Here is an 18985-nt window from a genome sequence, read left to right as displayed (position 1 = left end):
GTGTTATGCAATACCCAGTATTACAGCAACCTGTTAGCTTTAGTGAAGAGATTAAAAAGAGTCGTTTTATTTGTTATTTACAGCCCGTATCCAATTTAGAAGAGGCGAAACAATTTTGGCAAAAAGTGCGGGCGGAACATCCGGATGCACGCCATCATTGTTGGGCAACAGTCGCAGGTGCGCCAAATGATTCGCAACAGTATGGTTTTTCTGATGATGGCGAACCGTCAGGGACAGCAGGAAAACCAATGTTGAATGTCTTGTTAGGCAGCGGATTGGGTGAAATTTGTGCGGTAGTGGTGCGTTATTATGGTGGTATTTTATTAGGTACAGGCGGTTTAGTGCGTGCTTATGGCAATGGCGTACAACAAGCCTTAAAGTTAGCTACAACGACTATTAAAATTGAACGCCAGCAATACCAATTACTTTGTCAATACGCACAATGGGCTTGGCTAGAAGCAATGTTGAAACATTTTGATGTAGAAATTGTGCAGCAACAATTTACTGATCAAGTTTGTTTAACGTTAGCGATTGCAGAAGAACAAGCGATACAATTGAATCACCAACTTAATGAGCGTTCTGCTGGACAGCTCCAATTACAACTGATTGAAGATTAAGACTTTTATATGAAAACACTGATTTTATATTTGAGCCATGATGGGCAAACTCGAAAAATCGCCGAAGCGATTGCTGCGCAATTAACTGGGCAATGTGTAATGGCGAATTTACTAGAAAATATGTCGATTGATTTGACACCTTATGATCGAGTAGTGATTGGTGCATCTATCCGTTATGGGAAGTTTAACCCGAAATTATTTACTTTTATTCGCGAACATAAGCAACAACTAAAAGCAAAACAAGGCGCGTTATATACAGTAAATTTGACGGCGCGGAAAGCAGATAAAAATACGCCACAAACCAATGTTTATACAAGAAAGTTATTGGCGAAGATTGCGTGGCAGCCACAATTAGTACAGGTGTTTGCAGGAGCGTTATTGTATCCGCGTTATACTTGGTTTGATCGCACAATGATCCGTTTTATTATGAAAATGACGGGTGGCGAAACCGATCCACGCAAAGAGATCGAATATACTGATTGGCAGCAAGTAAGAAATTTTGCTGATCAAATCGAACAGTTATGAATTTTCGACATAAAAAAACCGCCTAAATGAGGCGGTTTTTACTATTAATCAATTCAAAAAAATCATTAAGCTAATTTTTTGATGTGTGCAGATAATTTAGATTTGTGATTTGCTGCTTTATTTTTGTGGATTAAGCCTTTAGAAGCCATTCTGTCCACTACTTTTTGCATTTCAACAAAAGCTGTTTCTGCAACTGCTTTATCGCCTGCCGCTACTGCTGCATAAACTTTTTTGATATAAGTACGCATCATAGAGCGTTGGCTTGCATTGTGTTGACGGCGTTTTTCAGATTGAACCGCACGTTTTTTTGCTGACTTGATATTAGCCAAGGTCAAACTCCCAAAATTTCTAATTAATTACACTAAAAACGAAAGGCGTAAAATATGCCTACTTTTTAAGCCTTTGTCAATTGATTTATTGCCTATGCCGCAATTTGCTTCGAGAGTAAGCAGTGGCAATGGTGAGCTTGCCTCAGTGAGACACAACCGAAGTAAGCCAAATAAAAGGCGGGCGAAATTTTACCAGTTTTTTAGGCGAGAATATAGCGTAAAAAGTAAAAATCTATACAATGAGCCGTAATTTTTGCCACATAAAAAACAACAAATGGTAGGTTATTTTGAGTAAAGGGTTATTAAAATCAGGCATTGTGGTTAGTAGTATGACACTGCTATCTCGGATCTTAGGGTTGGTGCGAGATGTGGTTATCGCTAATCTTTTAGGTGCTGGCGTTGCTGCAGATGTATTTTTATTTGCTAATCGTATTCCTAATTTTTTACGGCGTTTATTTGCTGAAGGCGCATTTTCGCAGGCGTTTGTGCCAGTGTTAGCTGAATATCAAAAAGAAGGTGATTTAGATAAAACACGCGCTTTTATTGCTAAAGTTTCAGGAACATTAGGCGGTTTAGTAACAGTTGTAACCTTGTTAGCGATGATTGGTTCACCGATCGTAACAGCTATTTTTGGTACAGGCTGGTTTTTAGATTGGTTAAATGATGGAGCAGAAGCGGAAAAATTTACCCAAGCTTCGTTGTTATTAAAAATTACTTTTCCTTATCTTTGGTTTATCACTTTAGTGGCGTTATCGGGCGCTATCTTAAATTCGATTGGCAAATTTGGTGTGATGTCGTTTTCACCAGTATTGCTGAATGTGGCAATGATTGGTGCCGCATTATTTATTGCGCCGCATTTAGCGAATCCGAATATTGGTTTAGCTATCGGTATTTTCCTTGGTGGGTTATTACAATTTTTATTCCAAATTCCATTCTTAAAACAAGCTGGATTATTGGTGCGTCCTAAATGGGCTTGGCAGGATGCAGGTGTAAAAAAGATTCGTACCTTGATGATTCCAGCATTATTTGGTGTTTCTGTTAGTCAAATTAATTTATTACTAGATACTTTTATCGCCAGTTTCTTAATGACAGGATCAATTAGCTGGTTGTATTACTCAGATCGTTTGTTGGAGTTTCCATTAGGTCTTTTTGGTATTGCGATTTCTACCGTTATTTTACCGACGCTTTCACGTCATCACGTACATAATGATGATCCGCAAAATAACCTTGCTTTCCGTCAAACATTAGATTGGGGAGTGCGGATGATTTTATTGTTAGGCATACCAGCAATGGTTGGAATTGCCTTGTTAGCACAGCCGATGTTGTTAGTCTTTTTTATGCGTGGCAATTTTGTATTGAGTGATGTACAAGCAACCTCTTATTCATTGTGGGCGTTTAATGCCGGATTATTGAGTTATATGCTGATCAAAATCTTAGCGAATGGTTACTATGCTCGCCAAGATACAAAGACACCTGTACGTTATGGAATTATTGCGATGGTAAGCAATATGGGTTTTAACTTGTTAGCCATTCCGTTCAGTTATGTGGGATTAGCGATTGCATCAGCAATGTCGGCAACGTTAAACGCATTTTTGTTATATCGCGGTTTGGCAAAACAAGATGTGTATCATTTTTCTACAACAAGCGTGAAATTTTTTGTCAAAGTAGTGGTTGCAGCTGGTGTGATGGGAGGCGTATTATTTTATTTCACACCAATGTTAGTAGAATGGTATGCCATGCCTTTTTCTTGGCGAGTAATCTGGTTAGGCGGTTTAATTGCAGTTGCGGCAGTTTGTTATCTATGCGTATTGTTATTACTTGGTGTGAGAAAGAGGGATTTATTGGCACACTAATATTATGAGTATTTTACAATCGTTGTGGATGGTTTTTGCCAGTGCAACATTTGCAATTATGGCAGCTTTCGTCAAACTTGCATCAGAGAGTGGTGCAAGTTTAGGCGCAATTATTTTTACACGCGGCTTACCGTCAGTCTTTTTGATTTGGCTTTGGGTCTTGTTGGATCGGCAGCATAGAAGTTTTAGAACGCCGCGATTACGTTCGCATATTTCGCGTAGTCTATTTGGTATTATGTCTATTTGGTGCGGCTTTTATGCGTACGCACATCTGCCGTTAGCTACGGCAGCGAGCTTAAATTATACCACTACATTATTTATCACTTTTTGGACCGTACTGACGACAGTAATGGCGCGACGTACGGTGCAAATTTTGGCTGTCGCATTAGGTTTTTTGGGCGTGTTGGTGGTGTTGCGTCCTAGTATTAATGCACAAGATTGGTTTGCGATTTTAGTTGGGTTGTTTGCTGGGTTAAGTGCTACTGGTGCGGTATTAACAGTGAAGCGTTTAGGACAAGCTGGTGAACCAGTTTGGCGGACAGTGTTTTATTTTTCTGTATCCGTTACCGTTGTTGGCTTTCTTGGTTTTCTCTTATCCGGGAATTATAAAGCCGACTTTAATTCCACAGGCTATTTATTAGGCATTGGTATTTTTGGCTTACTTGGGCAATTAGGACTTACACGTTCATTTAGTTATGGGGCAACTGTCCTTACTGCAACGCTGCAATATACAGCGATTATTTTCTCTGCATTGCTAAGTTTGTGGTTGTGGGATACATCAATCGACTTACTGAGTTGGATTGGAATGTTAGTGATTGTTGCCTCAGGAGGATTGTGTGCATACGCTACTAAAAAATCATAAGCAAATAGTGATAACGATGGGTGATATCCACGTTTTACAGCTTTTGACAATCTGCGTATAATACCCGCATTTTTTGTAACCTTTTTGATGAGCTTATAGCAAGAATGCAATTAATTCGAGGTCTTTATAATTTACCTACTTTTCCACAAGGTTGTGCATTAACGATCGGTAATTTTGATGGAGTGCATTTAGGGCACCAAACCATTTTGCGTCATCTTAAACAACAAGCAGAACAATTAGCATTGCCTGCGGTGGTAATGTTATTTGAACCTCAAGCAAAAGAATTCTTTTTAAAAGAGAAAGCACCAGCCCGTTTAATGAGATTACGTGACAAATTAACCTATTTAGCACGTTTTGGTGTGGATTATGTTTTTTGTGTGCCATTCAATCTTGCTTTTGCCCAACAAACTACAGATCAATTTATTCAGCACTATTTAATCGATAAATTAAAGGTGAAGTTTTTGAGTGTTGGTGACGATTTTCGTTTTGGTGTTAATCGTAGTGGCAACTTTGAAACTTTGGCTGCAGCCGGTAAGCAATATGGTTTTCAAGTAGAAAATAATACCAGTTATTGCCTAGATAGTTTGCGAGTGAGCAGTACGGCAATTCGTCAAGCATTAGCGGAAGATAAGCTAGATCAAGTGGAGCAAATGCTAGGACGAGCATATAGCATTTTAGGTCGTGTTGTTCATGGCAATGAATTGGGTAGAACCATTGGTTTCCCTACGGCGAATATTCGTTTGCACCGTCAAGTTAATCCGTTACAAGGCGTGTATGCGGTTGAAGTAATGGATAAACGTGGAAACCATTATTATGGTGTTGCCAATGTTGGTAATCGCCCAACAATTAATGGTATGAAACCTTTATTGGAAGTTCATCTATTTGATTTCAATGGTGATCTTTATGGTAAAACCTTAGAAATCTTCTTTAAGTCAAAATTACGTTCAGAAACAAAATTTCCTTCATTTGATGCGTTGCGCCAACAAATTGCACGAGACGTTGAAAATGCGAAAAAGTATTTTCAACAAAATGATGAAAAATAATCAAATTTTTTGATAAGTTTGTTTGCATAGCGATCTAAAAAAGGCTATAAAAGAGCGTTTGATAGATGAAATTCACAGCAGAGATCTGCTTATATTTTCAATATGAATTTGATTTAACTTTTTATTACGGAATAAACTCATGTCTAAAGAAACAACTGATTACAAAAGCACGTTAAACCTGCCAGAAACAGGTTTTCCAATGCGTGGTGATTTGGCGAAACGTGAGCCAGCCATGCTAAAGAATTGGTATGATAAACAGCTTTATCAAAAAATTCGTCAAGCAAGTAAAGGTAAGAAAACCTTTATTTTGCACGATGGTCCTCCATATGCGAATGGTACTATCCACATTGGGCATGCAGTAAATAAAATTCTAAAAGACATTATTGTTAAATCAAAAACCGCACTTGGCTACGATTCCCCATATATTCCAGGTTGGGACTGCCATGGTTTACCAATTGAATTAAAAGTAGAAGGATTGGTGGGTAAACCAAATGAAAAAGTGTCTGCAGCAGAATTTCGTGAAGCTTGTCGTGCTTACGCTAGGGAACAAGTTGAAGGACAGAAAAAAGACTTTATCCGTTTAGGTGTAATTGGCGACTGGGATAATCCATATCTCACTATGAATTTCGCTACAGAGGCGAATATTATTCGTACTTTGGGCAATGTGATTAAGAATGGCCACCTTTATAAAGGTTCAAAACCCGTTCATTGGTGTTTAGATTGCGGTTCAGCTTTAGCAGAAGCAGAAGTTGAATATTATGACAAAACTTCACCATCCATTTATGTGCGTTTCAACGCAGTTGATGAAGCTGCGGTATTGGCGAAATTTAATTTAACACAAACTGGCGAAGGAAAAGTTTCAGCAGTAATTTGGACCACTACACCTTGGACATTACCATCTAACCGCGCGATTGCGTTACATCCGGAATTAGAATATCAATTAATTCAAGTGAATGGCGAACGTTTGATTCTGACTACAGAATTAGTAGAAAGCGTGATGAAGGCAATTGGCGCAAGCGATTACCAAGTGTTAGGCATTGCGAAAGGTAAAGATCTTGAATTATTACAATTCCAACATCCATTCTATGATTATTCAGTGCCGTTGATTCTTGGTGAACACGTTGGTAATGATGCAGGTACAGGATTGGTACATACTGCACCAGATCATGGTCAAGATGACTTTATTGTTGGGCAGCAATATAACTTACCAATGTCAGGTTTAATTGGTAATGACGGTAAATTTAATAGCCAAGCACAATTTTTCGCTGGGGAAAACGTTTTTGATGCTAATCCATTAGTAGTGAAAAAATTAGAAGAAGTTGGTGCGTTATTAAAAGTTGAAAAGATTACGCACAGCTATCCACATTGCTGGCGTCATAAAACACCTATTATTTTCCGCGCTACACCGCAATGGTTTATCGGCATGGATGTAAAAGGTTTACGTGCACAAGCGCTAAAAGAGATCAAACGTGTGCGTTGGATTCCTGATTGGGGTCAAGCACGTATTGAATCTATGGTAGCAAATCGTCCTGACTGGTGTATTTCTCGTCAACGTACTTGGGGTGTGCCATTAACTTTATTTATCCATAAAGAAACCGAAGCGTTACATCCACGTACTTTAGAATTAATCGAAGAAGTAGCAAAACGTGTAGAACAAAAAGGTATTCAAGCGTGGTGGGATCTTGATATTAATGAAGTATTAGGTGAAGACGCGAAAGATTATCAGAAAGTGCCGGATACTTTAGACGTTTGGTTCGATTCAGGATCAACTTATTCAGCGGTAGCAAAACATCGCCCAGAATTTGGCGGTAACCCTGTTGATATGTATCTTGAAGGTTCAGATCAGCATCGTGGCTGGTTTATGTCTTCATTAATGTTATCTACTGCAACTGATAACAAAGCACCATATAGCCAAGTATTGACACATGGTTTTACCGTTGATGGACAAGGTCGCAAGATGTCAAAATCAATTGGTAATATCGTGACTCCACAAGAAGTAATGGATAAATTCGGTGGCGATATTTTACGTTTATGGGTAGGTTCAGCGGATTACACTGGTGAAATTGCGGTATCAGATGAAATTTTTAAACGTGCTGCGGATTCTTATCGTCGTATTCGTAATACTGCGCGTTTCTTATTAGCGAACTTAAATGGTTTTGATCCAAAACGTGATATGGTGCCTGCTGACAAGATGATCGTGTTAGATCGTTGGGCAGTAGCTTGTGCGTTACAAGCGCAAGAAGAGATCAAACATTCTTATGATAATTATCAATTCCACGAAGTGGTACAACGTATTATGCGTTTCTGCTCGATTGAAATGGGTTCTTTCTATTTAGATATTATCAAAGACCGTCAATACACAACCAAAGCGGATAGTTTGGCACGTCGTAGTTGTCAAACTGCGTTATATCATATTGCAGAGGCGTTAGTGCGTTGGATTGCACCAATTCTTTCCTTTACGGCTGATGAAATTTGGCAATATCTACCAGGTGAGCGTAGTGAATTCGTCTTTATGGAAGAGTTCTATAAAGGTTTATTTGCCCTAGCAGATGATGAAGCAATGAACGACGCTTACTGGCAAGAAGTATTGAAAGTAAGAGCAGAAGTCAATCGTGTTCTTGAACAAGCACGTAATGATAAAGTTATTGGGGCGGCGTTAGCGGCAGAAGTAACATTATATGCAAATGATCATTATCGTGATTTATTAGCAAAATTAGGTGATGAATTACGTTTCGTGTTAATTACTTCTAAAGTTGAGGTCAAAGCCTTGGCAGATGCTGACGTTGCTGAGGGTGAATTGAACGGATTAGCAGTGAAAGTGGTTGCTTCACAAGCGGAAAAATGCCCACGTTGTTGGCATTATTCTGATACTGTGGGACAAAATAGCGAACATCCGCACCTCTGTTCTCGTTGTGTTGAGAACGTAGCGGGCGAAGGAGAAGTTCGTCAATTTGCCTAATTTGTTTGATTGGCATTAAAAATTATAGGAGATCACTGCTAGGGCTAACTTAGCAGTGATCCTTTTTTATCATAGTAGATATAGATGGCAGAACGCTAAAAACGAGTCTTTTATTATGCAAAAACAAAAAAATGGTTTAATTTTTCTTTGGTTGAGTGTAATTGCTTTTGTTGCTGATTTAGGGACAAAGTGGTTGGTGGTTACTCGTTTTGAGTTGTATGAAAGCATCAATATTTTGCCGATTTTTAATTTAACCTATGTGCGAAATTATGGTGCAGCTTTTAGCTTTTTAGCAGATCATAGCGGTTGGCAAAAATATTTCTTTGTGTTGATTGCAATAGCAATTTCGGGATTATTACTGTTTTGGTTAGTGCGTTCACCACGTGAGAAGACTTTAGTTAATAGTGCTTATGCCTTGATTATTGGTGGTGCATTGGCCAATATGACCGATCGTTTATATCATGGTTTTGTTGTAGATTTTCTCGATTTCTATTGGCGAATTTATCATTATCCTGTTTTTAATGTGGCAGATATTGCAATTTGTGTTGGTGCAGGGTTAATGATTTTAGATTACTTAAAGAATGAGAGAAAAAGTACCAAGGAAAGTTAATTATGAAGATTATCTTAGCAAATCCACGTGGTTTTTGTGCTGGTGTTGATCGTGCTATCAGTATTGTTGAGTTAGCGTTAGAGATCCATGGTGCGCCAATTTATGTACGTCACGAAGTTGTACATAATCGTTTTGTCGTGGAAGGATTACGTCAGCGCGGGGCTATTTTTGTTGAGGAATTGAGTGAAGTTCCTGATGGCTCGATTGTAATTTTCTCGGCACATGGTGTTTCGCAAGCGGTTCGTCAAGAGGCAAAAGATCGTGGATTAAAAGTGTTTGATGCGACTTGTCCATTGGTAACAAAAGTGCATATGCAAGTTGCTCGTGCGAGTCGAAAAGGAACCAAAGCGATTTTGATTGGGCATAAAGGCCACCCAGAAGTAGAAGGAACTATGGGGCAATACGATAATCAAGATGGTGGTATTTATTTAGTTGAAGATGTGGAAGATATCTTAAAACTACCGGTATCCAATCAAGATGATTTAACTTTTATGACGCAAACCACATTGTCGATTGATGATACAGTGGAAGTCATCGAAGCGTTAAAGGCAAAATATCCAGCCATTCAAGGCCCTCGCAAAAATGATATTTGCTACGCAACAACCAATCGCCAGCATGCAGTAAAAGAGTTAGCGGTACAATCTGATTTAGTGATCGTTGTTGGTTCGAAGAATTCATCTAATTCTAATCGTTTGGCTGAGTTAGCTTCTCGAATGGGAGTGCCGTCTAAATTAATTGATGATGCCGCGGATATTGATGCAAGTTGGCTTGATGGTGTTAATGTTGTCGGTATTACTGCGGGAGCTTCTGCACCAGAAGTATTGGTACAATCAGTCGTAAGTCGTCTATTAGAATTGGGTGCTACAACCGTAGAAGAACTCGAAGGTTGTGAAGAAAATACGGTGTTTGAAGTACCGAAAGAGCTACGAATAACAGAGGTTAACTAAAATTAAATTTTCCATTGCCTTTTCTTTTATGAAATAAAGAAAAGGCATTTATTTTCTAATTTCAAAATTGTACTTTCTTATAGAATAATTGCATTTTTCCTTACATTTATCTTTAATATTGGTACCTGTTTGTAGATAAAATGTGTGTCATCTCACAAATATTCAAAAAATAACCCTTTGTATTTAAAAAAACTGACAAAAGTGAAAAAGAAGTATATGCTAATAATGAGTTATTTTTAAATAACGTTTCTGTATAGCAGTGATGTTGCTGTTATTTACTCACAATTCACTTAGCAACCAAGGAACTCATTATGAATCACACCTATCGTTTAGTTTGGAATGCTGTTAGGCAGTTATGGCAGTGTGCGTCAGAAAATACTCGGACAAAAGGCAAAAACGGCTCAGTAAAAACTGCTGCCAATAATCAAATTACCCCCCCCCTTCATCAACTCATTATCTAACCAAAAAATTTTCTTTTAATCTCATTGCTATAACACTATTAACTTGTTTTTCATTGCCGGTTTTTGCGGAATGTCCACAGACTACAATTACTTCTTCAGGAACCTATCCTTTAGCTGGAGATACTTGTGGATATATACGTGTTGAAGGAACATCTGGTGTTATATTAGATGGGAAAGGACAAATTAATAGGCTTGGCGTTATAGAGGGATCACAAGTTACGTTACGTGGAGATATTAACTTGGATTCTGTTAGTGTATATAGTGATAGATATACCTCAGTGAAAAATCACTTTATTTTAGAGAGTGGTAATATTGGATTTATTCGAATAGATGAACATACTGATTTTACAATGTTAGGTGGTACCATTAATAGATTTGATATAGATGATAAAGGAATAAGAAATATTGTCATTGCCGGTGGGGAGATTAAAAGCGATCTTCTTTTAATAGATGCTGAATCTATTACTATTACAGGAGGATCGATTGTTTCAAGTAGAGCGGCTGGAGTATTCAAAATAGAGGGAGGAAATCTCACTATGACGGGAGGCAATGTCAGAGGTACTACTGGACTTTTACTAATGAATGGAATGAGAGGAGGCATAACTACTATTGGTGGAAATGCTACTGTGACAGCTATATCTAGCCCAAGATTTGAATCTGTTGGTGCTGTTGTTTTTTCCTTTTTAGAGTTGGAAGGACGCGATGATCAATATCAACGACAAACTCTTAATCTAATGCGAAGTCCAGATGGAATTGAAGGCATTGTATTTTCAATAACTGATATGAATCCATCCAATACTCACCTTCTGTTGAATACTCATACTCTAATGTTATCAGGTGAAAATAGTTTATCTCTACACTTAGATGAGTTTGGTAATATTAATGATGATATCAAGATAAATGATGCACATGGTTTATCAGTAACTTCTGTTCCCGGTAAAAAATTCTTTGCCTTTGACACTATCGAAAAGACCGGTACAGGAACTTGGACGCTTTCAGGAACTTTAGATAGCAATATTATCACAGGTTATACCGATGAAAATGGTGTACAACATCCGGGCTTATCCATTAATGAAGGAACTATTGCGTTAGCACCAAATACGATTGTGCATACGGATATGGTGGTGAATCCAAATGGTATTTTGCATTCCCAAGTGGGAGGTAAACAACAGGTTGATTCATTAGTGATTAAAGGGACTTATCAAGTCGATGTGAATAGCCATAATGATTACAGCCAATTACATAGTACAAAAGATATTGTGATTGAAGAAGGCAGCAAACTTTATGTGTATGCGGATAAACTGCGTGGTGGCGATGATACTTTTTGGAATGTATTAACGACAGATGGCAAATTAACAGGTCGTTTTAATCCGAAAATAGAAGATGACAGTATTTTATTTGATTTTACTGCGTTATATGACCCACAAGCGATGCATTTAAATGCTAAAGCAGTTCCTGCTCCGGAACCAGAGCCAACTCGAGGCTTAATCGAACATTTGGTGAAAGATGCTTGTGATGATTGTTTAGTTCCAATAGCAGCCAGTCTAGATAAGATTATTCAAGCCTCAGCTCAAAATGATATTGCTTTAGGCTTAATGCCATTAACCAGTGAAAAAGACGTAGTCAATGCAGTAGAGCAAATCCAACCACTATTAGGTATTCGTACCAGCCGAGTGATAATGGAAGCTACTGATACCTTAACCAAAGCGATACCAACAGGACGTTGTGTTGCTAATGCCGGAGAAAATCAAGTCTGGGCAAAAGTGTTAGGGGAATGGAATGAACGAGAGGGTTCATCTGGATTATCTGGCTATCAAGCCACCCATAGTGGCATTGCCGTCGGCAGTGAACGTTGTGTCACCGAAAACACTAAATTGGGCTTAACGGCTGGCTATCTTAAAACCGATGCAGATAGTTATGATTCCGCTGCTAATCATAACTTAAAAGCGGATACTTGGCAGGTTGGGGTATATGGTAATACTGCATTAACGCCACAATGGGATATTGATTTTTATGCTGGTATTGGACAAGCCTATTTAGATGGTAAACGTCATCTTAGTTTCTTAGGCCGTACTGCGGAAAGTGAGATGAAAGCGAACCATTTCCGTACTGGCATCACGCTAAATCGAACCTTCCAAGTGAATCCACAGGCAAAAGTCACCCCATTTATCGGCTTAGATTATCAACGAGTTGAGGTTGAAGACTATATTGAGAAAGGAGCAAAAGACTTTAATTTCGCTGTTGATAAACAAAGCACCGAAGCCTTTATGGCAAAACTCGGTATTAAAGGGGATTTCCAAGTGAATGAGCGTTTAAGTTTACAAGCAAAAGCGGCAGTGGGATACGATATGAGCTATCGAGGTAACTATTTACGTGCTGGGTTTGTGAATTATCCAAAATACCGCTTTATGTTGGAAGATTGTGACCCATCTCGCGTGAGAGGAGAACTTGATATAGGTGCGAAATACCAAATCAGCCAAAATGTTGCATTGGGGGCTGGCGTACAATCCACCTTTGCCAAAGGGTTTAACTCGGTTGCAGGAAATGTGAATTTATCGATTCAGTTCTGATTTGATCAATCAACATTGGTTTAGAGCAAAAACCTCGCTTGAGCGAGGTTTTTGATTGATTAATTAATAATTAAACATCATAAGTGGTTGATGCGGTATTACCACCATGACCTGTCCAGTTAGTGTGGAAGAATTCACCGCGAGGTTTATCGGTACGTTCATAGGTATGTGCACCGAAGTAGTCACGTTGTGCTTGGAGTAAGTTAGCTGGTAAACGCGCTGTGGTATAACCATCAAGGAAAGTTAAGGCAGATGCCATACATGGCATTGGTAAACCGATCTCAATTGCTTTCGCTACTACTTTACGCCATGCACTTAAGCAATCTTTTAAGATACCGTTAAAATAAGGATCTGAGCCTAAGAAGACTAAATCTGGGTTAGCGGTATAAGCATCACGAATATTGCCTAAGAATGCACTACGGATGATACAACCTTCACGCCATAATAGCGCAGTATTACCATAGTTAAGATCCCATTGATAGGTTTCAGATGCTTCACGAATAAGCATAAATCCTTGAGCATAAGAGATAATTTTTGAAGCGAGTAATGCTTTACGAACAGCTTCGATCCACTCTTTTTTGTCGCCACTAACAGCTTGAATATTATCATCAAATAGTTTTGCTGCAGCTAAACGTTGTTCTTTGAAAGAAGACACACAACGAGCGAATACGGCTTCACTGATCAATGTGAGTGGAATACCAAGATCTAATGCGTTGATACCAGTCCATTTACCAGTTCCTTTTTGTCCTGCGGTATCTAAGATTTTTTCCACTAGTGGTTCACCGTCGCTGTCTTTGTAAGCAAGAATATCTGCAGTAATATCAATCAAATAACTGCTTAATTCTGTTTTTTTCCAGTCACTGAAGATAGTGTGCATTTCATCATAGCTGAGGCCTAATCCTTCTTTTAAGAAATGGTAAGCTTCGCAGATTAATTGCATATCACCATATTCGATACCGTTATGTACCATTTTTACAAAGTGACCAGCACCATCTTTACCAACCCAGTCACAGCAAGGTTCACCAGCAGGTGTTTTCGCTGAAATAGCTTGTAAAATAGGTTTAACGTATGGCCAAGCTTCTTCATTTCCGCCAGGCATAATTGATGGGCCACGACGTGCACCTTCTTCACCACCTGAAACACCAGTACCAATAAAGCGAATGCCTTTTTCTTTTAATGCAGCAACGCGACGGTTAGTATCAGGATAATTTGAGTTACCGCCATCAATGATAATATCGCCTTCTTCAAGATAAGGTACGAGGCTTTCAATAAACTTATCTACAACTTCACCAGCACGCACCATTAACATCACTTTGCGTGGTTTTTCGAGTTTATCGACTAAATCTTGTAATGAGTAAGCGCCAATAATGTTAGTCCCTTTTGCAGCACCCTCTAAAAATTCATCAACTTTAGAAGTAGTACGGTTGTAAGCAACAACCTTAAATCCATGATCATTCATATTGAGGATTAAATTTTGTCCCATTACCGCTAAACCGATAACTCCAATATCACCTTTTTGGCTCATGTTTCTGCTCCTGTATTTTCTTAATAGTTAAATTAGCTATATGTCATAGCTGTGTTTATTGCTATTCTTTTACCCATGCACTAGGGTGTTGGGTAAACCCAATATGAGGATAATAATGTATTGCCTGCGGTGCTGACATCAGAATTAGTTTGCACCCAGGATCCACATTGTTTTGTAATTCTTGAATTAATTGCCGTCCGATGCCTTGTTTTTGCCATTGCTCACTGACGGCAAGATCGCTTAAATAACAACAATATGCAAAATCGGTAACTGCTCTTGCCGCACCAACTAAAACATCACCATCCCAAGCTGTAATTAAAAGATCGGTATGCGCTAACATTTTTTCTATTCGCTCAATGTCGTCAATTGGACGGCGCGGACCTAAAGTAGTCTGTTTTAATAGCTCAATATATTGTGATGCTGAGATTTTGACATTTGTTTTATAAACGATCATTGTTTTACCTTAGCAATGCAGCCGCTTGTTGGTCTAAATACCACTCAGTTGCTCCTTGTTTAGAAACAATTTTCGCAGCAGGGTAAGGTAACTGTTCTGCGGCAGTAGATTGAATCTCTTTAAGGATTTTCGCTTTACTTTCACCAGTGACAAGATAAGTGATGCGTTTAGCATTTTCAATTAAACGTGCTGTTTTTGAAATACGATATTGCCCACTTTCCGGATGTTGCGCAATGACTGCTAAATTTGGATCAATAAAGTTAGTATGGTGTGGGAATAATGACGCAGTATGCCCATCAGTTCCCATACCTAGGATAATCCAATCAAAAACAGGTAGATTATTCGCTACGTTTTGTATCTGTTTTAGATCTGCTGTGAAGCGAGTCAGCGCGACTTCTGGTGTTTCTTCACCATAGATACGATGAATATTTGCCGCTGGAATGGCAATATGATCAAACAGTAAACGTTGTACTTCACCGTAATTGCTTTCTGGATCTGTTGGCGGCACGCAACGTTCATCTCCCCACCAAAAATGTAAGTTTTGCCATTGGATTTCGGTGTTATAAGGCGCTTTTGCTAACGTTTGGAATAGCAATTTTGGTGTGCTGCCACCAGATAGTGAAATGTGGACTGGATAACCTAATTCACTATAACGCTTAAATTCTGCTGCAATATGCTCGACTGCTGCTTGAGCAGTCGCAAAAATTTGATAATTCATATTAAAGTTCACAATAGTTAGTATCAGTTAGATTTTTACATGGAAAACGCCATTCACGTTGGCTATTGCTCATTAATTTATTTGCGGCTTCTGGTCCCCAAGTACCGCAAGCATAACCATGAATTTTAGGTGTACCAGCTTTGTAATCTAAGATTGGTTGTACAAATTTCCATGCAGCTTGTACCGCATCGCTACGAGTGAATAAGGTGGCATCGCCATTTAGTGCATCAAGCAATAAACGTTCATAAGCCGAGAAGAGGTGTCCTTCAGCAATTGAATCATAGTGGAAATCCATTGCTACTTCTTTTGCTTTAAAACCAGAACCAGGTTGTTTTAAGCCAAAGCTCATCACAATACCTTCATCAGGTTGAATGCGAATAATCAATTTATTTTCTGGTGCATTCATATTAAAGACAGGATGTGGTGTTTTCTTGAAATGAATAACAATTTCAGTAACACGAGTTGGCATTCGTTTACCACTACGTACATAGAAAGGCACACCACTCCAACGCCAGTTATCAATGGTTAAGCGCAGCGCAACATAAGTTTCAGTGCGAGATTGTGGATCAACGCCTTTTTCTTCACGATAACCAGGTAATTCGACACCTCGCACTTTAGAGCGAGTGTATTGCCCTAATACGAGATTTTCTTCCAGATTTTCTGGTGTTAATGGGTGTAAACTTTGTAGCACTTTCACCACTTCGTCACGCATTGATTTTGCGTTGATGACGGCAGGGCTTTCCATTGCAACTAATGCTAAAACTTGTAGTAAATGGTTTTGGAACATATCACGCATTGCCCCTGAACCATCGTAATAACCACCACGTTCTTCAACGCCTAATGCTTCAGCACCGGTGATTTCTACATAGTCAATATAGTTTCTGTTCCATAATGGCTCGAATAGACCATTAGAGAAACGCAATACTAATAGATTTTGTACCGTTTCTTTACCAAGATAATGGTCAATACGGTAGATTTGATGTTCTGCAAAAGATTGGTGAATTTTATCGTCTAGCTCGATAGATGATTGTAAATCATAACCAAAAGGTTTTTCGACAATTAAACGTTTCCACCCTTCTGATTCGTCATTGAGTTGATGTGCAGCTAAACATTCCGGAATAACGCCATATAAGCTTGGTGGTGTTGATAAATAGTAAAGCACATTATGCTGGCAATTATGACGGAAATTAATTTCGACAAGTCTATTTTTAATTTTTGCATAATCATTCACATTTTGTGTATCAATGGCTTGATAATAGATATGTTGTAAAAAGGCTTCTAAAATCCCTTCATTGACTTTTTCATTTTCAATTAGACTTTGACGTAATTTATCGCGGAAAGCGGTATCGCTGTATTCAGTTCGACTGACACCAAGAATGGCAAAGTCGTCGGAAAGTTGTTCATTTTCAAAAAGTTGGTACAGTGCAGGGATTAATTTACGATGAGTAAGATCGCCTGACGCACCAAAAATAACAATGCTATTATTTTCTGGTTTTTGCATATTCTTAAGTTCCTACTTATAACTGCTGTAACTTCCTTTAGTGTTATCATCTTACGGATAAATCGCATTAACGCTAATTGGTTTTATCTAAAGTAGTGATAACTATTGTTGTAATAAAATTTGCTGCCAATCCCATTGGCGATCGCCAACCATAATGAAATGTGGATTCACAAAGGTTTCGCGTTGATTATATGTGAGTGGTTGCTGTGAAAGCGTGAAAACGTCACCGCCGCTTTCTTGTAAGATCAGTTCTGCTGCTGCGGTATCCCATTCGCCCGTATCACCCAAACGAATATAGCAGTCACATTGTTGTCGTGCAACTAGTGTACTTTTTAAGCCGCTAGAACCATAAGTAATAAATTGATAATTAAATTTAGGATTTAGCGTTGCGAGTACTTTTTGTTGATTTGTGCTTTTACCAACTGCAATGGTTATTGGTTGTTTAGGATTAAACGGATGGCGACTATCTAAGCGAGAACGTTCCTGATCTTGTATAAAAAATGCTCCCTGTCCTTTAATGGCGTAGAAAGTCTGTTTTAATTCAGGCGCATGGATGATACCGATGACTGGACGTTGGTTTTCTATTAATGCAATTAATACGGAAAATTGATCAGTTCTATTGATAAATTGCTGAGTACCATCTAATGGATCAATTAACCAATAACGTTGCCATTGTTTACGCTCTTCTAGTGAAATTGCACAATTTTCTTCAGAAAGCACTGGAATAGTAGGGTCAATCTCTTGTAATGCTTGCATTAAATAACGACTGACAGCTAAATCTGCCTCAGTAACAGGCGTTTTATCCTCTTTAATTTTGATAGCAACTTTATGCTGATAAAACATCTTTAATTGTTCACCTGATTGATAGGCAATGTTTAAAGCGTGTTCAAGCAGAACTGATAATGGTTGCATAGTTACCTCATTAACGTTGAGCCAAATGTTTTTTCAACAAGAACAGTGCGGAAAGATTACGTGCTTCATTAAAATTAGGATCATCCAGTAATTCATCAATTTTAGTTAATGGATGACGCACTAATTGTAGCGCTTCTGGTTCATCTCCCTGTAAGCGGCTAGGATAAAGCGACTCAGCCAATAAAATATGCATAGGATTGTTCATATAACCAGGCGAACTGATTAGGGTTCTTAGTAAAGTAAATTTGTGAGCACCGAAACCAATTTCTTCTTGTAATTCTCGATTAGCACTTTGTTCAGGTGTTTCCCCAATTTCCATTAATCCTTTTGGGAAACCTAACTCATATTGTTCAGTACCAACAGCATATTCGTAGGTTAATAACAAATTTTGTTGATCGTCAATGGCAAGAATCATAACTGCGCTGCGGCTTGCTGGTTTAAAACGTTCATAGGTGCGTAGTTCTCCATTTGAAAAGCGCAGATCAACCGCTTGGATCTCAAAAAGACGTGACTTAGCTGCAAGACGAATCGCTAAAATATCCGGTTTTTTCATAAAAAATTCCACCTCCGCACGATTTTTTTGTTGTGATAATTGATGTGCTTTGTTTTACAAAAAACGAGAGTAACGATACCATAATTACTCCAATTATTCGAATGCTTAGTCGGTAAATTTGTGAGAGAGCGGATGAGAAAAGAGAAACAACAACAGGAAGAACAAGAGGCCTACCGTTTAGATAAATGGTTATGGGCGGCACGTTTCTATAAAACACGTACGTTAGCACGAGAAATGGTGGATGGTGGAAAGGTTCACTATAACGGACAACGCGCTAAACCGAGTAAAGAAGTTGAAATTGGCGCGATGATTAAACTTAGACAAGGCAATGAAGAAAAAGAGATTGAAGTGCTTGGCTTGTCAAATCAACGTAAAGCTGCTCCGATTGCCCAACAACTTTATCGTGAAACAGAAGAAAGCATTAAAAAACGTGAACAAATTGCGTGGGCAAGAAAAGCTAATGCGTTATCTATGCCGAATCCAGAACGGCGACCAAATAAAAAGGAACGTCGAGATCTCCTTAAATTTAAATACCAACAATAACTT

At 38.6% G+C, this 18985-nt stretch carries 18 protein-coding genes; 11 read left to right on the top strand and 7 right to left on the bottom strand.

The features are described 5' to 3' along the window. Positions 1–5: 5 nt before the first annotated feature. Both QS62_RS06920 and hemG read left to right on the top strand, forming a co-directional pair. Positions 6–617 (top strand): YigZ family protein, encoded by a 612-nt coding sequence (locus tag QS62_RS06920; protein WP_066107921.1) that lies wholly within the window; start codon positions 6–8, stop codon positions 615–617. Positions 618–626: 9 nt separating this feature from the next. After that, entirely contained in the window at positions 627–1142 is a 516-nt protein-coding gene (gene hemG / locus QS62_RS06915; protein ID WP_066107918.1) for a menaquinone-dependent protoporphyrinogen IX dehydrogenase, read from the top strand. A gap of 65 nt (positions 1143–1207) precedes the next feature. Here the strand turns inward: hemG and rpsT are convergent, their stop codons facing one another. Next, positions 1208–1471 (bottom strand): 30S ribosomal protein S20, encoded by a 264-nt coding sequence (gene rpsT, locus QS62_RS06910; protein ID WP_066107914.1) that lies wholly within the window; start codon positions 1469–1471, stop codon positions 1208–1210. Positions 1472–1758: 287 nt separating this feature from the next. Between rpsT and murJ the strand changes: the two genes are divergently transcribed. The 8 genes from murJ to QS62_RS06875 all read left to right on the top strand — a co-directional run bounded on the left by murJ (position 1759) and on the right by QS62_RS06875 (position 12776). After that, on the top strand, positions 1759–3324 hold the full coding sequence (gene murJ, locus QS62_RS06905) for a murein biosynthesis integral membrane protein MurJ (protein ID WP_066107911.1): 1566 nt from the start codon (positions 1759–1761) through the stop codon (positions 3322–3324). A 4-nt stretch (positions 3325–3328) separates the two neighbouring features. Beyond that, on the top strand, positions 3329–4186 hold the full coding sequence (locus QS62_RS06900; RefSeq protein ID WP_082966151.1) for a DMT family transporter: 858 nt from the start codon (positions 3329–3331) through the stop codon (positions 4184–4186). A gap of 104 nt (positions 4187–4290) precedes the next feature. Continuing rightward, the gene (gene ribF, locus QS62_RS06895; RefSeq protein ID WP_066107907.1) at positions 4291–5229 is read left to right on the top strand and encodes a bifunctional riboflavin kinase/FAD synthetase; all 939 of its coding nucleotides are present in this window, start codon (positions 4291–4293) and stop codon (positions 5227–5229) included. Between the two features lie 139 nt (positions 5230–5368). Next, the gene (gene ileS, locus QS62_RS06890) at positions 5369–8188 is read left to right on the top strand and encodes an isoleucine--tRNA ligase (RefSeq protein WP_066107905.1); all 2820 of its coding nucleotides are present in this window, start codon (positions 5369–5371) and stop codon (positions 8186–8188) included. A 115-nt stretch (positions 8189–8303) separates the two neighbouring features. Then, on the top strand, positions 8304–8798 hold the full coding sequence (gene lspA / locus QS62_RS06885; protein ID WP_066107902.1) for a signal peptidase II: 495 nt from the start codon (positions 8304–8306) through the stop codon (positions 8796–8798). A 2-nt stretch (positions 8799–8800) separates the two neighbouring features. Beyond that, positions 8801–9745: a 4-hydroxy-3-methylbut-2-enyl diphosphate reductase gene (gene ispH, locus QS62_RS06880; RefSeq protein ID WP_066107899.1), complete on the top strand. Its 945-nt coding sequence runs from the start codon at positions 8801–8803 to the stop codon at positions 9743–9745. A 311-nt stretch (positions 9746–10056) separates the two neighbouring features. Beyond that, a complete protein-coding gene (locus QS62_RS11870; protein ID WP_082966150.1) occupies positions 10057–10206 on the top strand; it encodes an ESPR domain-containing protein in 150 nt (49 codons plus the stop codon). Positions 10207–10259: 53 nt separating this feature from the next. Then, on the top strand, positions 10260–12776 hold the full coding sequence (locus tag QS62_RS06875) for an autotransporter family protein (protein WP_156550093.1): 2517 nt from the start codon (positions 10260–10262) through the stop codon (positions 12774–12776). 70 nt (positions 12777–12846) lie between these two features. Here the strand turns inward: QS62_RS06875 and gnd are convergent, their stop codons facing one another. From gnd to nudE, 6 genes are all read right to left on the bottom strand, one after another. Next, the gene (gene gnd, locus QS62_RS06870) at positions 12847–14301 is read right to left on the bottom strand and encodes a decarboxylating NADP(+)-dependent phosphogluconate dehydrogenase (RefSeq protein WP_066107894.1); all 1455 of its coding nucleotides are present in this window, start codon (positions 14299–14301) and stop codon (positions 12847–12849) included. 61 nt (positions 14302–14362) lie between these two features. Beyond that, entirely contained in the window at positions 14363–14755 is a 393-nt protein-coding gene (locus QS62_RS06865; protein ID WP_066107891.1) for a GNAT family N-acetyltransferase, read from the bottom strand. 4 nt (positions 14756–14759) lie between these two features. Next, a complete protein-coding gene (gene pgl, locus QS62_RS06860; protein WP_066107888.1) occupies positions 14760–15473 on the bottom strand; it encodes a 6-phosphogluconolactonase in 714 nt (237 codons plus the stop codon). Between the two features lies 1 nt (position 15474). After that, positions 15475–16974: a glucose-6-phosphate dehydrogenase gene (gene zwf / locus QS62_RS06855; protein ID WP_066107886.1), complete on the bottom strand. Its 1500-nt coding sequence runs from the start codon at positions 16972–16974 to the stop codon at positions 15475–15477. A gap of 102 nt (positions 16975–17076) precedes the next feature. Further along, complete coding sequence (cysQ, locus tag QS62_RS06850; RefSeq protein WP_066107882.1) at positions 17077–17886, bottom strand: 3'(2'),5'-bisphosphate nucleotidase CysQ; 810 nt, start codon at positions 17884–17886, stop codon at positions 17077–17079. 10 nt (positions 17887–17896) lie between these two features. Continuing rightward, the gene (gene nudE, locus QS62_RS06845) at positions 17897–18439 is read right to left on the bottom strand and encodes an ADP compounds hydrolase NudE (protein ID WP_066107880.1); all 543 of its coding nucleotides are present in this window, start codon (positions 18437–18439) and stop codon (positions 17897–17899) included. Positions 18440–18571: 132 nt separating this feature from the next. Here nudE and hslR point away from each other — a divergent pair, with 132 nt between their 5' ends. After that, the gene (gene hslR, locus QS62_RS06840; protein WP_066107877.1) at positions 18572–18982 is read left to right on the top strand and encodes a ribosome-associated heat shock protein Hsp15; all 411 of its coding nucleotides are present in this window, start codon (positions 18572–18574) and stop codon (positions 18980–18982) included. The last annotated feature ends 3 nt before the right edge of the window (positions 18983–18985 follow it).

Source organism: Gallibacterium salpingitidis (assembly GCF_001678495.1).
GTDB classification, from domain to species: Bacteria; Pseudomonadota; Gammaproteobacteria; order Enterobacterales; family Pasteurellaceae; genus Gallibacterium; species Gallibacterium salpingitidis.
The sequence above is the reverse complement of the archived record's forward strand: the minus strand, read 5'-3'. Positions and strand labels throughout refer to the sequence as shown.

Coding starts and splice junctions, on each gene's coding strand:
- QS62_RS06920 (WP_066107921.1), top strand. CDS start 6: ATGCAATACCCAGTATTACAGCAACCTGTTAGCTTTAGTGAAGAGATT.
- hemG (WP_066107918.1), top strand. CDS start 627: ATGAAAACACTGATTTTATATTTGAGCCATGATGGGCAAACTCGAAAA.
- QS62_RS06900 (WP_082966151.1), top strand. CDS start 3,329: ATGAGTATTTTACAATCGTTGTGGATGGTTTTTGCCAGTGCAACATTT.
- ribF (WP_066107907.1), top strand. CDS start 4,291: ATGCAATTAATTCGAGGTCTTTATAATTTACCTACTTTTCCACAAGGT.
- ileS (WP_066107905.1), top strand. CDS start 5,369: ATGTCTAAAGAAACAACTGATTACAAAAGCACGTTAAACCTGCCAGAA.
- lspA (WP_066107902.1), top strand. CDS start 8,304: ATGCAAAAACAAAAAAATGGTTTAATTTTTCTTTGGTTGAGTGTAATT.
- ispH (WP_066107899.1), top strand. CDS start 8,801: ATGAAGATTATCTTAGCAAATCCACGTGGTTTTTGTGCTGGTGTTGAT.
- QS62_RS11870 (WP_082966150.1), top strand. CDS start 10,057: ATGAATCACACCTATCGTTTAGTTTGGAATGCTGTTAGGCAGTTATGG.
- gnd (WP_066107894.1), bottom strand. CDS start 14,301: ATGAGCCAAAAAGGTGATATTGGAGTTATCGGTTTAGCGGTAATGGGA.
- QS62_RS06865 (WP_066107891.1), bottom strand. CDS start 14,755: ATGATCGTTTATAAAACAAATGTCAAAATCTCAGCATCACAATATATT.
- pgl (WP_066107888.1), bottom strand. CDS start 15,473: ATGAATTATCAAATTTTTGCGACTGCTCAAGCAGCAGTCGAGCATATT.
- zwf (WP_066107886.1), bottom strand. CDS start 16,974: ATGCAAAAACCAGAAAATAATAGCATTGTTATTTTTGGTGCGTCAGGC.
- cysQ (WP_066107882.1), bottom strand. CDS start 17,886: ATGCAACCATTATCAGTTCTGCTTGAACACGCTTTAAACATTGCCTAT.
- nudE (WP_066107880.1), bottom strand. CDS start 18,439: ATGAAAAAACCGGATATTTTAGCGATTCGTCTTGCAGCTAAGTCACGT.
- hslR (WP_066107877.1), top strand. CDS start 18,572: ATGAGAAAAGAGAAACAACAACAGGAAGAACAAGAGGCCTACCGTTTA.